Origin of the sequence: Streptomyces yangpuensis, from assembly GCF_024666385.1 — a bacterium.
GTDB classification, from domain to species: Bacteria; Actinomycetota; Actinomycetes; order Streptomycetales; family Streptomycetaceae; genus Streptomyces; species Streptomyces yangpuensis.
On record NZ_CP102514.1, the window covers coordinates 575640 to 590120 of the forward strand.

Annotated in this window: 13 protein-coding genes; 10 read left to right on the forward strand and 3 right to left on the reverse strand. The window is 72.5% G+C overall.

Annotated features, from left to right (window positions below):
- Nucleotides 1-97: 97 nt before the first annotated feature.
- Nucleotides 98-685, reverse strand: coding sequence for a GNAT family N-acetyltransferase (locus NRK68_RS02790; protein WP_183065913.1), 588 nt, complete (start codon nt 683-685; stop codon nt 98-100).
- A gap of 41 nt (nt 686-726) precedes the next feature.
- Nucleotides 727-1314, reverse strand: a complete 588-nt coding sequence (locus tag NRK68_RS02795) for a MepB family protein (RefSeq protein ID WP_183065912.1) — start codon at nt 1312-1314, stop codon at nt 727-729.
- 219 nt (nt 1315-1533) lie between these two features.
- Between NRK68_RS02795 and NRK68_RS02800 the strand changes: the two genes are divergently transcribed.
- Complete coding sequence (locus NRK68_RS02800) at nt 1534-4857, forward strand: hypothetical protein (RefSeq protein WP_257854776.1); 3324 nt, start codon at nt 1534-1536, stop codon at nt 4855-4857.
- Between the two features lie 198 nt (nt 4858-5055).
- A complete protein-coding gene (locus NRK68_RS02805) occupies nt 5056-6477 on the forward strand; it encodes a glycoside hydrolase family 16 protein (protein ID WP_257854777.1) in 1422 nt (473 codons plus the stop codon).
- Nucleotides 6478-6530: 53 nt separating this feature from the next.
- Here NRK68_RS02805 and polX read toward each other — a convergent pair whose 3' ends face one another.
- Nucleotides 6531-8258, reverse strand: coding sequence for a DNA polymerase/3'-5' exonuclease PolX (polX, locus tag NRK68_RS02810; protein ID WP_257854779.1), 1728 nt, complete (start codon nt 8256-8258; stop codon nt 6531-6533).
- An 82-nt stretch (nt 8259-8340) separates the two neighbouring features.
- On the opposite strand from polX, the gene NRK68_RS02815 reads away from it, so the two are divergent.
- The 8 genes from NRK68_RS02815 to NRK68_RS02850 all read left to right on the forward strand — a co-directional run bounded on the left by NRK68_RS02815 (nt 8341) and on the right by NRK68_RS02850 (nt 14474).
- Nucleotides 8341-9456 (forward strand): CapA family protein, encoded by a 1116-nt coding sequence (locus NRK68_RS02815; protein ID WP_257854780.1) that lies wholly within the window; start codon nt 8341-8343, stop codon nt 9454-9456.
- A gap of 90 nt (nt 9457-9546) precedes the next feature.
- Nucleotides 9547-10089 carry a hypothetical protein gene (locus NRK68_RS02820; protein ID WP_257854781.1) on the forward strand — a complete coding sequence of 181 codons (543 nt, stop codon included), beginning with the start codon at nt 9547-9549 and terminating at the stop codon, nt 10087-10089.
- Between the two features lies 1 nt (nt 10090).
- A complete protein-coding gene (locus NRK68_RS02825; protein ID WP_183065906.1) occupies nt 10091-10612 on the forward strand; it encodes a hypothetical protein in 522 nt (173 codons plus the stop codon).
- 277 nt (nt 10613-10889) lie between these two features.
- A complete protein-coding gene (locus NRK68_RS02830; protein ID WP_183065905.1) occupies nt 10890-11729 on the forward strand; it encodes a class II glutamine amidotransferase in 840 nt (279 codons plus the stop codon).
- Between the two features lie 144 nt (nt 11730-11873).
- Nucleotides 11874-13064 (forward strand): carboxylate-amine ligase, encoded by a 1191-nt coding sequence (locus NRK68_RS02835; protein WP_257854783.1) that lies wholly within the window; start codon nt 11874-11876, stop codon nt 13062-13064.
- 146 nt (nt 13065-13210) lie between these two features.
- On the forward strand, nt 13211-13453 hold the full coding sequence (locus NRK68_RS02840; RefSeq protein WP_183065903.1) for a hypothetical protein: 243 nt from the start codon (nt 13211-13213) through the stop codon (nt 13451-13453).
- Nucleotides 13454-13463: 10 nt separating this feature from the next.
- Nucleotides 13464-14069, forward strand: coding sequence for a hypothetical protein (locus tag NRK68_RS02845; protein ID WP_257854784.1), 606 nt, complete (start codon nt 13464-13466; stop codon nt 14067-14069).
- A gap of 51 nt (nt 14070-14120) precedes the next feature.
- Complete coding sequence (locus NRK68_RS02850; protein ID WP_183065901.1) at nt 14121-14474, forward strand: PRC-barrel domain-containing protein; 354 nt, start codon at nt 14121-14123, stop codon at nt 14472-14474.
- The last annotated feature ends 7 nt before the right edge of the window (nt 14475-14481 follow it).

Genomic DNA, 14481 nt, shown 5'->3' on the forward strand with positions numbered 1-14481 from the left:
ATCCGCGGAGAACGGCGGCGAGCGACTCCGGGCGCTCGGCGTCGGCAGGAAGTGACGGCCGCCCCCGGCCGTCACTTCCTTCCCGGGCCGCCGCTGGTCAGCTCGCCCGACGGGAGGCGGCGGCCCCCGCGGTCCGTGTCCTCCACCGGTCCGCCGTCATGCGCCAGATGACGTCGGTCCCCGACTCGCCCGGGGTGAGCGGGCCTTCAGGTGCCGGCACGCGCTCCACCTCGGTGAATCCCAGGCGCCGCGCCACGGCCCCGCTGGCGTGGTTGGCGACGTCGTGGTGGATCTCCACGCGGTCGGTGCCGGCCAGCCGGAAGCCCTGGTCGACGAGGCCCGCGACGGCCGTGGTGACCAGGCCCCGTCCGGTCCGGGCGGAGTGGAGCCAGTAGCCGATCTCGAGGCCGCCCGGCCCGATGCGGCGCATGAGGCTGCAGCCGCCGATCACTTCGGCGTCCAGGGTGATGGCGTAGGCGTAGGTCCGCCCGGTCTCCCACTCCTCGTCGACCCGGGTGAGGAACGCGGCGGTCTGCCGCCTGCCGGGGTCGGCGGCCCAGGGCATCCACGGCACGAGATGGTCCAGCGACTCGCGGATCGCCCGTTCCAGGGCGTCGAGGTCGCTCATGCGCCACCGGCGCAGATCGACCGGCTCTGCACGGAAACTCTCGGCGGGCTCTTCCATGCACCGGATGCTCCCTCAGTCCGGCTGCCGGCGACAACGTATTAAGGGCTGCCCACCGCGGGGTGACAGAGCGCGTACGCACGGGCGGTGTCGACCGGCTCGTCCCCGGACAGCCGGAGGAAGTGCTCCACCTGCCAGGCCTGCGTAGCGGCGGCCTGACGGCTGGTGGTGGTCACCCACGGCGGATAGACACGGAACGCGCGTTTGCCGCCGACGCCGTTCGTCGACACGATGTTCCGCTCGCGCAGCACCTCCCGGGGGAAGACGAACTGCCCGAACCGATCGCCCTCGCAGGTGCTGATGACGAACAGGTCGACGGGATCCGCGGCGTCGAAGGGCCGGATCGGCCCGCCCGCGGACCTCTTCCACACCGTGACGAACTGACCGGCCTTCGTCGGCGTCGTCCTGGCCACCCGGAACCTGACCGCGAGGCCGTCCAGGGTGAACGCGCACGCCCCGTAGTCGGCACTTTCCGCCTCGGGCTCCGGCCGCGAGCACGTGAATCCACCCGGGTCGTACGCGAGCGCCCTGGCGCGCAGCAGGTCGTCCGGGATCCCTGAAGGGGCTTCACCGGCTCCACTCGCGTCGCCCCGGTCACCCGCTTCGCGAAGTTCGCGTTCCCTCACCATGCCCACATCCTGCCAGATCTCGAACAGGTGAACGAATCGAGCGGGCGGTCCACAGTGTGGGAACTCCTGTGCGACGGATGATCACCGTTGGTATGCTCCGACACGATCGGAGGGGGGCCGATCACGAAGAGTCAGGCCGACCGGCCCGCGAGAGCGGCTGCCCGGGGCCGGCTTCCGAGCGTCCCCCTCCTCCCGTGTTTCACCCAGGAGAGGGTGGTTGTGGACCCCACCGATAGACGAACGTCACGCCCGCACCGAGGGCTCGGAGCCGCCGCGCTGGCCCTGGTCACCGGGGCCGCGCTGCTTGCCGCGGCCCCGCCCGAGGCGGTCGCCGCCCCGGCCCCGGCCCCGGCCGCCACCGCCGCCCCCGCCGAGCTCGTACTGCCCGCCGCCCCGCGCGGCCTGCCCGCCCGGGACCAGCTCTTCGTGGCCGGCGACACCGGCCTGCTGCACGCCCGCGAGGGCGGCGACCAGTTGCTGTGGACCCGGTACGACACCGGCGCCACCGCCGACACCGGGCTCCGCCTGCCCGCCCCCGTCAGCGCAGAGCTGTACCAGGGCAAGCCCTCGGGCGGCTACCGGGGAACGCCCGACCACCGCTACGGAACCTCCTCCGACACCGTGGCCGTCCCCGCGGCGGCCACGGCGCAGGATCCGGCCAGGGTCGACCTGTTCGACCTGACCACCGGCAGGCCGGTCGCGCTGGGCGCCGTCACCATCCCCGCCGGACAGGGCTACTCGGGGACGTACGGAAGGACCGTGCTGACCTTCGAGGGCACCGAATCCGCCGTCACCGGCTGGTTCCTGAACCGGCTGGACGGCGGTTCCACGGTCCGCACCAAGGTGGCGCTGCCGGACGGCGCGGCCCTCGCGCCCGCGGTGCACGACGGCGACCGGACCTCCCTGATCCTGCGTCACCGTCTGGACGGCCTCAGCCACTCCGTCCTCGTGGACGTCGTCACCGGGCAGACCACCGCGCTGCCGGACGAGGGGGAGTTCGAGTTCTCGCACAGCTTCCGGCTGGCCAAGGGCAAGGTGCTGCGCACCCGCGACGGGAACACCGTCGACGCACTCGACCGGGCGCAGCCGCAGACCGTGCTGAGTTCCACGTACCTCAACCCGGTCTCGGGCGAGCTGCGGATGCTCGGGGACTGGCTGGTCGGCACCGAATCCGTCGCGGCATCCTCCGGCGACAACCGGGGCCGTCCGCTGCACTTCACGGCCGTCGGTTCGACCTCCGGCGTCGTCGAGTACCTGCTGGATTTCGCCGACGCCCAGCTGCTGCCCGCACCGGACGGCTCGCTCATCGCGGTCGGCAGCCCGAAGGCTCCCGCGTACGGCACCCAGCCGCAGGTCGCCGTCCACCGGCTCACCGCGGCCGATGCCGCCAAGCCCCAGGCCGGCAAGCTGGCCGACGTACCACCGGCGCCGGCCACCGTCTTCGGTCTGTCGATCGGCGGCGGCGTGCTCACCACCGCCTCGGACACGGTGCACTTCCAGCCGGGAGACATCACCGGCGCGTACCGCAGCTACCGGATCTCGAACGATGCGACCCCGGTGAAGACCTTCGAGTACCTCGACGGAACCCACTCCATCGGCAACTGTTCCAGCCACGACGCCGGCTGCACCGGCATCCGGTCCACCGGGGACGACCGGTACCTGGATCACGAACCGGTGATCAGGAAAGCGGCCGTCATCCGCAAGGCCGGCAACCGCGACTGGGCCGGCAGCGTCCCCACCGGCGACGTCGACGGCCTCCGGACCGCCGACGCCGCGGGCCGCTACGTCGCACTCGCGCAGACCGCGTACGGCAACTGGACGTCCAACCACCAGGTCGTCGTCGGCGATCTCGACGCCCGTGCCCAGGTGTTCACGACGCAGGCGACCGGCGTCGCGCTCCAGGGCGACACGCTCTGGCTCTCCAGGCAGAACCACAACACCGTCTACGCCAGCGACATCAAGGGCGAGCTGGACCGCGGCACCTTCCAGACGCCGTGCCCGGCCACGCTGCTGGAGGCCGTCGGACGCTTCGTCGCCTGGGCCTGCCAGGACGGTCAGGGCACGGTGCGCACCAGCGGGGTGTACGACACGGTGACCCGTCAGACCCTCTCGGTGCCGGTGATGAGCAGGGACTGGACCAACAGCGTCTCGGGCCGGGAGTCGCTGCTCGGAGACGGCTACCTGGTGCGCCAGGACCTGGCCACCGGACGGCTGCTGCTGCTCGACTTCCACGACGGCATCAAGACCTCGGGTGGCGAGAGCACCGTACAGGTCCGCACGCTCGCCCAGGGTGAGGAGTGGAAGCGGCAGCGGCACCCGAACCGGTCCTGGGCCGTGGACCGTACCGGCTCGAACATCGTGTGGACCGACGCCGACGGGCAGCGCATCCACATCGCGAACAACGGCGTCCCGGCCGCGCGGGCCGGCGACCGCTTCACCACGCTGTCCCCGGCACGGCTGCTGGACACCCGGGCGGGCCTCGGCCGTCCCGGAACGGCTCCGGTGGCGGCCGGCGGCGAGGTGTCTCTGCAGGTCGCGGGCCGGGCGGGGGTACCGCAGTCCGGGGCCCGGGCGGTCGTGCTGAACGTGACCGTCACCGACCCGCAGTCCGACGGCCACCTGACCGTCTGGCCCTCGGGCACTGCCCGCCCCGACTCCTCCAACCTCAACTGGACGACCGGGCGTACCGTGCCGAACCAGGTCGTGGTCCCGGTCGGCGAGGACGGCAGGGTCAACCTGCGCAACGCCGGCTGGGGCACGGCGCACCTGATCGCCGATGTCTTCGGCTACTACTCCGCCGACGCCTCCGGGAGCACCTTCACGGCGGCGGGCCCGGCCCGCCTGCTGGACTCCCGTACGGCGGTGGGCCGGCCGGGCACCACCCCGGTGCCGGCCCGCAGTGAGGTGACGCTGCAGGTCGCGGGCCGCGGCGGCGTGCCGCAGTCCGGGGCCAGGGCCGTCGTGCTGAACGTGACCGTCACGGACGCGAAGGACGACGGGCACCTGACGGTCTGGCCGTCGGGCATCGCCCGCCCCGAATCGTCCAGCCTCAACTGGGTGTCGGGCCAGACCGTGCCCAACCACGTGGTGGTCCCGGTCGGTTCGGACGGGACGGTGAAGCTGTTCAACGCGAGCTGGGGCACCACCCACCTGATCGCCGACGTGTTCGGCTACTACTCCGACGACCAGGCCGGTGCCGGTTTCCACGCCGCAGGACCGCTGCGCGTACTGGACACCCGGACCACCGGTGCGGTCCCCGCGCGCGGAAGCACCGTGCTCGACCTCTCGGCAAGCCGTGCACTCGGGCGGGCCAAGGCGGTCGTGCTGAACGTGACCGTGACCGACCCGATGTCCGACGGCCACCTGACCGTGTGGCCGTCCGGCGTCGCCCGCCCCGGCTCCTCCAACCTCAACTGGACGACCGGGCGTACCGTCGCCAACCTGGTCACGGTGCCGGTCGGCGCCGACGGCAAGGTGGAGATCGCCAACCTCGGCTGGGGCTCCGCCCACGTCGTCGTCGACCTCTTCGGCCACCTCGGCTGACCGGCCGCTCTCCCGAATCCCCGTTGCACCGTCTCCCCGCCGAGTCGTACTCGGCGGGGAGACGGCTGTCGCGGCTCTTGACGGTCGCGGGGGCGCGGAGCACAGTGGCCACCGTTCTGAGAGCGCTCTCAGAACGGTGGACCCGGCTCTACGTCCCCCCGCACCCGCGCCGCACCGCGCGCTTCAGAGAGGGCACCCATGCGCGACTCATCCGGCAGGAAACGAGCGACCTTACGACGGGCCGTCCTGGCCGCGATCGGTACGACGGTCCTGGTGGCGGCCGCGGCCACGGGCGTCGTGCTGCCCGCGAGCGCCGCCGCTCCTCCCACCCCCGCAGGCTGGTCCCAGGTGTTCCTGGACGACTTCGACGGGCCCGCCGGCTCGGGTGTGGACATCACCGACTGGCAGTACACCACCGGCACCAGCTACCCCGGCGGCCCCGCCAACTTCGGTACCGGCGAGATCGAGACGATGACCGCCGACCCCGCCAACGTCTCCCTCGACGGCGCCGGCCACCTCCGCATCACCCCCCGGCGGGACTCCGCCGGCCGGTGGACGTCCGGCCGCGTCGAGACCCGGCGCGGCGACTTCCAGCCCCCCGCCGGCGGAACCCTCCGCACCGAGGCCCGCATCCAGATGCCGAACGTCACCGGCCCCGCGGCCAAGGGCTACTGGCCCGCCTTCTGGATGCTCGGCACCCCGTACCGCGGGAACTGGTGGAACTGGCCGGGCATCGGCGAGATCGACATCATGGAGAACGTCCAGGGCCTCAACACCGTCTGGGCCACCGTGCACTGCGGCACGAGCCCCGGCGGCCCCTGCAACGAGACGTCCGGCATCGGCGGCCAGCGCGTGTGCCCCGGGGCCACCTGCCAGGCCGGCTTCCACACCTACGCGGTCGAGTGGGACCGCTCGACCGCCGTCGAGCAGATGCGCTTCTACGTCGACGGGCTCAACTTCCACACCGTGCGCGCCGATCAGGTGGACGCGACGACCTGGACCAACGCGACGAACCACGGCTACTTCATCATCCTGAACGTCGCGATGGGCGGCGGCTTCCCCGACGCCTTCGGGGGCGGGCCCGACGCCGGTACCGAGCCGGGCCACGCCATGGTCGTCGACTACGTGTCGGTCCTGCGGTCGACGGGCGGCACGACGCCGCCCACCACTCCCCCGGCCACGCCGCCCACGACCCCGCCGGCCGGCCACCGCGACGCGTACGCCGCGATCCAGGCCGAGTCGTTCGACGGCCAGTCGGGCACGGCGACGGAAACCTCCACGGACACGGGCGGCGGCCGCAACCTCGCGGCCCTCGGCAACGGCGACTGGGCCCTGTTCCGGGGGGTGGACTTCGGCTCCGCCCCGGCGACGCAGTTCCGCGGCCGGGTCGCGAGCGGCGCCGCCGGCGGGGTGAGCGGGCTCGTCGAGATACGGCTCGACAGCAGGACCTCGCCCCCGGTCGGCAGCTTCTCCGTCGCGAACACCGGCGGCTGGCAGACCTGGCGCACGGTACCGGCGAACATCACCGCGGTCACCGGCACGCACGACGTCTATCTGACCTTCACCAGCGGCCAGCCCGCCGACTTCGTGAACGTCAACTGGTTCGACTTCGGTCACTGAGCACCGCCCCGCCCCCGCAGAGCCGCGGGCGCGCACGACGGTGCGCGCCCGCGTCAGGCGGCCTTCCCGGCCAGGAAGCGGCGCAGTCTCGTCAGCGGCCAGGCGTTGATGACGTCGTCGGCCGTCAGCCAGCCGCGCCGGGCCGTTCCCACCCCGTAGCGCATGTAGGGCAGATGGGTGGTGGCGTGGGCGTCGGAGTTCACCGCGAACTTCACGCCGTACCGCTTCGCCCGCAGGATGTCCTCGTCGCACAGGTCGAGCCGTTCGGGGTGGGCGTTGATCTCCAGGGCGGTGCCGGTCCGCGCACAGGCCTCGAAGACCGCGTCGAAGTCGGCGTCGATGCCCGGGCGTTTGCCGATGCGGCGGGTGGTCGGATGGCCGATCACGGCGACGTGCGGGTTCTCGCAGGCGCGGATGAGACGGTGGGTCAGGTCCTGCCTGCTCTGGTTGAAGTGCGAGTGCACCGAGGCCACGCAGAGGTCGAAGTCCGCGAGGAACTCGTCGGGCCAGTCCAGGGAGCCGTCCGGGCCGATGTTGAGTTCCGTGCCGTGCAACAGCCGCATCCTGCGGTGTCTGCCGTCCAGTTCGCGCACCCGCTCGCGCTGGGCGAGGATCTTCTCGCTGGTCATGCGCTGCATGGAGAGGTCCGGGGCGTGGTCGGTGACCGCGTAGTAGGCGTATCCCCGGGCGGCCGCCGCCGCGACCATGTCCTCCAGCGGGGCGAGTCCGTCCGTGAGGTCGGTGTGGGTGTGCAGGTCGCCGCGGATGTCCTTGTCCTCCAGGAGATCCGGGAGTTCGCCGCGCAGCCCGGCCGCGATCTCGCCGCGGTCCTCACGCAGCGCCGGCGGTATCCAGGGCAGGCCGAGCCGTTCGTAGACGGACTCCTCGGTCTCCGAGGTGATGCTCTCGCCGCTCTCGGCGTCGAAGAGCCCGTACTCGGAGAGCTTCAGGCCCTGGCGCACGGCGAGTTCACGGGTGCGGATGTTGTGCGCCCTCGACCCGGTGAAGTACTGCAGTCCGGCGCCCCAGGAGGCGGGCGGGAGCACGCGCAGGTCGACCTGGAGGCCCGTGGCGGTCCGTACGGAGGTCTTCTTCTCGCCGTGCGCGATGACCTCGGCGACGTACGGGAGGGAGGTGAGGGCTTCCATGAACGGCGCCGGCCTGCGGGCCGCCACCAGGATGTCGATGTCGCCGATGGTCTCCCGCATGCGGCGCAGGGAGCCCGCGTAGGTGCACCGGATACAGCCGCGGACGGCGGACAGTTCGGCGACGAGCTGTTCGGCGGCGTCCATGGCGGCGCCGAGGAGGATCCGGCCCTCGCCGGCCTTCTGCAGCAGTGAGATGCCGTGCAGGATGTTGTCCTCGGTGCGTTCGCCGAAGCCCTTGAGGTCGCGCAGGCGTTCCTGGTGGACGGCTTCGAGGAGCTGGTCGACGGAGGTGATGCCCAGCTCCTCGTACAGCACCATGGCCTTGCGCGGACCGAGGCCGGGGATCGCGATCAGCTCGCGCACTCCGGCCGGTACGGCGGCCCTGGCCTCGTCGACGACGGTCATGCGGCCGGTCCGCAGGTATTCGAGGATCTTGTCGGCGACCGAGCGGCCGACGCCGGGGATCTCGCGCAGGCCCTCGGCATCGAGGGTGGCGACGTCCTGGGGGTGGCCGCCGACGGCCCGGGCGGCCTTTTCGTAGGCGCGGGCCTTGAAGGCTTCCCCGCCCCGGATCGCGATGAGGTCCGCGTACTCCTGGAGCATCGCCTCGACCTGGTCGTTGGCTCGGGCCATGCCTCCAGGGTGCCCCGCGGGTGCGGGGCGGGCACCCGGACGGATGTGCGGTGCGGGGGTGGGCGGGGCATAGCCTGGAGGGGTGGACGGTGCGTTCGTGACGCTGTTCCTCGCCGGTGATGTGATGCTCGGCCGCGGCGTCGACCAGATCCTCCCGCACCCCGGTGACCCCGCGATCCCGGAGGCGTACGTCCGTGATGCCCGCACCTACGTCGAGCTGGCGGAGGCGGCGAGCGGCGCCGTCCCGCGCCGGGTCCCGTACACCTGGCCCTGGGGCGAGGCCCTGCCGGTCCTGGAGGCGGCCGCGCCGGATGCCCGGATCGTCAATCTGGAGACCTCCGTCACCGTGAGCGAGGATGTCGCGCCCGGGAAGGCGGTCCACTACCGGATGCACCCCGCCAACCTTCCCGCGCTGGCCGTCGCCCGTCCGGACGTCTGCGTCCTCGCCAACAACCACGTCATGGACTACGGGCGGCGCGGTCTGACCGAGACCCTCGACGCGCTCGCCGCCGCCGGGCTGCGGACGGCGGGTGCGGGCGGCGACCTGGACGCGGCGCGGCGGCCCGCGGTGGTCCCCCTGCCCGGGGGCCGGCGCGTGCTGGTCTTCGCCCTCGGGTCGGCGTCGAGCGGGATCCCCCACGACTGGGCGGCCGGGGCCGACCGGAGCGGTGTCGACCTCGTCGACGAGTCCTCGGAGGGGGACGCGGCCGAGGTGACGGGCCGTATCCGGCGGGCGAAGCGGTCCGGCGACCTCGCGGTCGTCTCCGTCCACTGGGGTTCCAACTGGGGCTACGCCGTCCCCCGCGAGCAGGTCCGCTTCGCGCACGCCCTCGTCGACGGCGGCGCGGACGTCGTCCACGGGCACTCCTCGCACCATCCGCGCCCGGTCGAGGTCTACCGGGGCCACCCGGTCCTCTACGGCTGCGGGGATCTGATCGACGACTACGAGGGGATCGGCGGCCACGAGCAGTACCGGGACGATCTCCGGCTGCTGTACCTCCTGCGCCTGGAGCCGGACACCGGACTCCTCGACGACGCGTGCCTGGTCCCCCTGCAGGCCCATCGGATGCGGCTGCGCCGCGCCTCGCGCGCGGACGCCGACGGGCTCGGCGAGGCGCTCACCCGCGCCGGCCGTACGTTCGGCACCGCGGTGTCCCGCACCCCGCTGGGCACGCTCTGCGTCCATGCGGCCCGGTGAGCGACCGCGCAGGATACGTCCGGGTTTGACCCAGCGCAGTGCGGGCAGCCGCGTGGCACACAGGCAAAGGCACCGGAATGGAGTGCGGACATGTCCACCACCACACTCGTGCTGCTGATCGTCATCGCGGCGGTCGTGGTACTCGCGATCATCGCGACGCTGTGGCTGTCGGCGCGCCGACGGCACCTGCGCGAACGATTCGGCCCCGAGTACGAGCGCACCGTGCAGGAGGAGGGCGGCGCGAGGGCCGCCGAACGGGACCTGCGCGCCCGCGAACAGCGGCACGAGCAGCTCGACATCAAGGAACTCCCCGCCGGGCGGCGGCGCGAGTACGCCGACGCCTGGAGCGACGTCCAGGAACACTTCGTGGACCGCCCGGAGAGCGCCGTGGCGGAGGCGGACGACCTGGTCGCCAGGCTGATGGACGAGCGCGGCTACCCCACCGCCGGCTACGAGGGCCGGCTGCGCGACCTGTCCGTCGAACACGGGCGCACCCTGGACCACTACCGGGCCGCGCACGACGTCAAGGAGCGCAGCGGCGGGGGCAGGGCGACGACGGAGGAACTGCGCGGGGCGATGGTGCACTACCGCGCCCTGTTCCAAGAGCTTCTGACGGATCAGAGGAGCCGTTGACATGCGGATACACGGAGATCAGGAGGCCCGGGCCGACGAATCCGGTCCGACCACGGAAGACATCATGAACTCGGGTGCGCGCGAAACGGATTCGGGTGCGCGCGACGAGGAGCAGGCGCCCCTCTACCCCGGAGAGGCCACCTCCGAGCGGACGGGCGGCGTACAGGACGAGGAGCCGGCCGGGACCGACGGAGCCGGCACCGACGAGTCGGCCGACCGGGCCGACACCGGCGAACACGTGGCCGCCGATACGGAGGAACCGCTGCTCGGCACGGCGGACACCGAGGAGTACCGCAGGAAGTGGAGTGAGATCCAGGGCCGCTTCGTCGACGACCCGCAGGACGCCGTGCGGTCGGCGGACACCCTGGTGGCGGAAGTCATGCAGGACCTGGCGAGCAGCTTCTCCACGCGCAAGCAGGGCCTGGAGGGCCAGTGGGGACGCGGTGAGCAGGTGGCGACGGAGGATCTGCGGGTCGCGCTGCAGCACTACCGCTCGTTCTTCAACCGTCTCCTCAAGACCTGAACCGCCGGTTCAAAACTGAACCGCCGGTTCGCCCGGGCATCCGCCGGCCCCGCCCCGGTGCCCCTGTGCCGGACGAGGTCACGCCTCGTCCGGCACAGGGATGTCCAGGACGCGGATGCCGGCCCTCCAGGTCCGCGATCTCCGACCGCGGCCCTTGGGGTGGCACGGCGGTACCCGGGTTCATGCCCGGCGGCGGGCCCGGGGCGCCGTGCGCCCCGCGGGAAGGGGGCGGCCCGCGGAGTTACCCTCGGAGCAAGCCGTGAAAGGGATGGTGCGCATGTGTCGGTGGCTCGCCTACTCGGGTACGCCCGTCCTGCTCGACACCGTGCTCTACCGCCCCGAGCACTCGCTGATCAACCAGAGCCTCCGGTCCCGGATGGGTGTGGAGTCGACCAACGGCGACGGCTTCGGGCTCGGCTGGTACAGCGCGGACGGCAACGGGACGCCTGCGGTCTTCCGTGACATCGGCCCGGCCTGGAACAACCGGAACCTCCAGGAGCTCGCGGCGCACGTCCGCTCGCCGCTGTTCTTCGCGCACGTCAGGGCCTCGACCGGCTCGGCCATCCAGCAGACGAACTGCCACCCGTTCCGGCACGGCCGCTGGCTGTGGATGCACAACGGCGCGATCGGGGACTTCAACCGGCTCCAGCGCGATCTGTGCATGGCCGTCGACCCGGCCCTGTTCCCGTGCATCGAGGGGTCCACGGACTCCGAGGTGATGTTCTACCTGGCGGTCACCTACGGGCTCGACCAGGACGTTCCGGGCGCCGTGGCCAGGATGGCGGGGCTGGTGGAGCGGCTGGGCAAGGAGCACGGCGTGGCCGAGCCGCTCCAGATGACGGTGGCGGTCAGCGACGGCGATCGCGTGTGGGCGTTCCGGTACTCCAGCGAGGGCAGGTCCCGCTCGCTCTACTACAGCAGCAGGGCCGACACGGTCCGGCACCTCTACCCGGAGATCGACTATCTGAGGGAGGTCTCCGACGAGACCCGGATCGTGGTCTCCGAGCCGCTGGGCGACCTGCCGGGCGTGTGGAACGAACTCCCGGAGAGCAGCTACGCAGTCGTCCCGTCCGGCCCTGACGACGTGGACTATCTCCCCTTCATTCCGGAGTTCTAGCCCCCGCCGTGCCCTTGAGTGAAGGGCGGTACGGCGGGTAGGTGAAGCTCTGGGGAGGGCCTGGAAGGACGGCACCACCACCGCCTCGGTTTAGCCGGTGTCCACCGGTTGCCGACGGCGCCACCCCCACCGGAAGGACCCCCGATGTCACTGGCCGTGTCCTCGTCGGCGCCCCACCGGGGCGGCCGGACCCTCGCGCCCCTCCGACCGGTGAGCGGCGGCTCCGCCGCGGCCACCGTGCCGACCATGGGCGTGGAGGAGGAGTTCCTGCTCGTCGACCGCCGCACCCGGGCTCCGGTGGGCCGGGCGGCCCGGGTCATCGAGGCGGCGGCGGGCAGACTCGGACCACTGGTCCAGCCCGAGTTCTTCACCGCGCAGGTCGAGTCGTGCACGAGCCCCACGTCGAGCACGGCCGTGCTGCGGGCCGAGCTGGCGTGGCTGCGGGCCGAGCTGGTCCGTGCGGCGGACGCGGCGGACTGCCTGCTCGTCGGGACCGGTACGCCGGTGATCCCGCCGGAGGGGCCGCTGGCCATCACGACGGACGAAAGGTACCAGCGGATGGAGGTCCGCTTCGCCTCCGCCATGGGGGGCTACGACCAGCCCGTGTGCGGCTGCCACGTCCACATCGGTGTGTCCTCCCGGGCGCAGGCCCTGGACCTGGCCAACCGGATCCGGCCCTGGCTGCCCACCCTGCAGGCCCTCAGTGCCAATTCCCCCTTCGACCGGGGCCGGGACACCGGGCATGCCAGCTGGCGGGCGGTCGAGCACGCCCGCTGGCCCACCGTGGGGCCGGCGCCCTTCCTCGACGAGGCCTCTTACGAGCGCATCGCACATGACCTGGTGCAGTGCGGCGCCCTGCTGGACCGGCGGATGATCTACTGGTACGCCCGTCCGTCCGAGCACGTCCCGACGCTGGAGATCCGCGTCGCCGACGTGAACGCGCGCCTCGACACCGTCGTGCTGCTCGCGGCGCTCGTCCGCGGGCTCGCGGGGGTGCTGCTGCCGGAGCGCGAGGAGGGCCGGCCGCCGCCGTTCCTGGAGTGCGGGCGGCTGCGGGAGGCCCACCGGCTCGCGGCCCTGCACGGGCTGTGCGGCGGTGAGGGCCTCGATCCGGTCGCCGGGGCTCACATACCCATGTGGGAGATGGTGGACCGGCTGCGCGAGCGGGCCGCTGCCGGGCTGGCCGCGGCCGGCGATCTGCACCTGGTGGACACCCTGCTCGACCGGCTGCGCGCGGAGGGCGGCGGGGCCGCCCGTCAGCGTGCCGACCATGTCCGGCGCGGGAGGCTGACCGACGTGGTCGACGGCCTGGCGAGGGCGACGGCGTCCGCGTGAGAAGCGGGCCGGGACCGGCCCCTCGCAGAAGGTCTCCCAGGTTTCCGGTCACTCCGGCCGGGCACGCGCCGGGGAAGGGAGGCTCCGGGGTCCCGGGTGGACCGCGGGAAGAGGTGAGAGGACCCGGGGGCACGAAAGGAGCGGTCATGGACGACCAGGGCGGCGCAGGAGGAGTACCGCTGCACCACGACGACGAAGGCCGGCACCGGGCTCCGCACGCCGGGCAACGGGCCGGGAAGCCGAAGGAGGACGACGCGACCACGCGGGCCGCGGACACCGACGAGGCCAGCCGCCTCGACCGGCCGGTGGAATCCGGCGGGCAGGGCCGGGGCACGCGGTGGACGGGCCCGGACGAGGAACGGCCCGCCGGCCCTCGCCGGTCGCACTGAGGGGGCCCGCGTGAACCGGAACCGGAGTCACCGGCCGCCGACGGGCCGCGCCCCCAGCTTCCTGGCCATCTACCTCAACGACCACCTGACCGGTGCGAACGGTGGCGTCGAGGTGCTCCGCCGGGCCGCCGACGCCCACCGGGGCGGGGCCCTCGGCACCTCGCTGGAGTCGCTCGCCGAACAGGTGGCGCAGGACCGGCTGAGCCTGCGCACCCTGATGGCCGATCTCGACGTGCCCGTGATGCGGACCAGGGCCGCTCTGGGCCGGCTCGCCGAGAAGGTGGGCAGGCTCAAGCTCAACGGACGGATCCTGGCCCGCTCCCCGCTCAGCGACGTCCTGGAACTCGAAGCGATGCGCATGGGGGTGGAGGGCAAGGCGGCCTGCTGGCGTTCGCTGCGGAGCCTGGCCCGTACCGACCCCCGTATCGACACCGCCCTGATCGAGGAGCTCCTCCAGCGGGCGGAGCAGCAGATCCGTGCCCTGGAGGCGATGCGCAGCGCCTGCGCATCGCAGCTCTTCGCCCGGGAGGCCCGCGGCCGGGCCGCGACACCCCGTGCCGCGGAGGCCGTACGGCGCCGCGGCCTGCGCGGTCTGCCCAGGCCGGGCCCGACCTGACCTGACCGGCCCGGGCACCCGTACACGTACGCCACGAGAGAGGCGAGAGCCGTGACCGAGAAGGACATCTGGGGATACCACGAGGGTTCCGGCCACCACAGCGGCCTCGATCTCGTCGGCTACAAGGTCGAGGCGACCGACGGCCACATCGGGAAGGTGGACAAGCACTCGGCGGACTTCCAGGCCTCCCACATCGTCGTCGACACGGGCGTCTGGATCTTCGGCAAGCACGTCCTGCTCCCGGCGGGCACCGTCGAACGCATCGACGCGGCCGAGGAGAAGGTCTACCTCAACCTGACCAAGGAGCAGATCAGGAACGCACCCGACTACGACGAGGCCAAGTACGCCGGCGAACCGAACTTCATGGACCGCTTCGGCCACTACTACGGCCAGTCCCATATGTGAGGGGCGC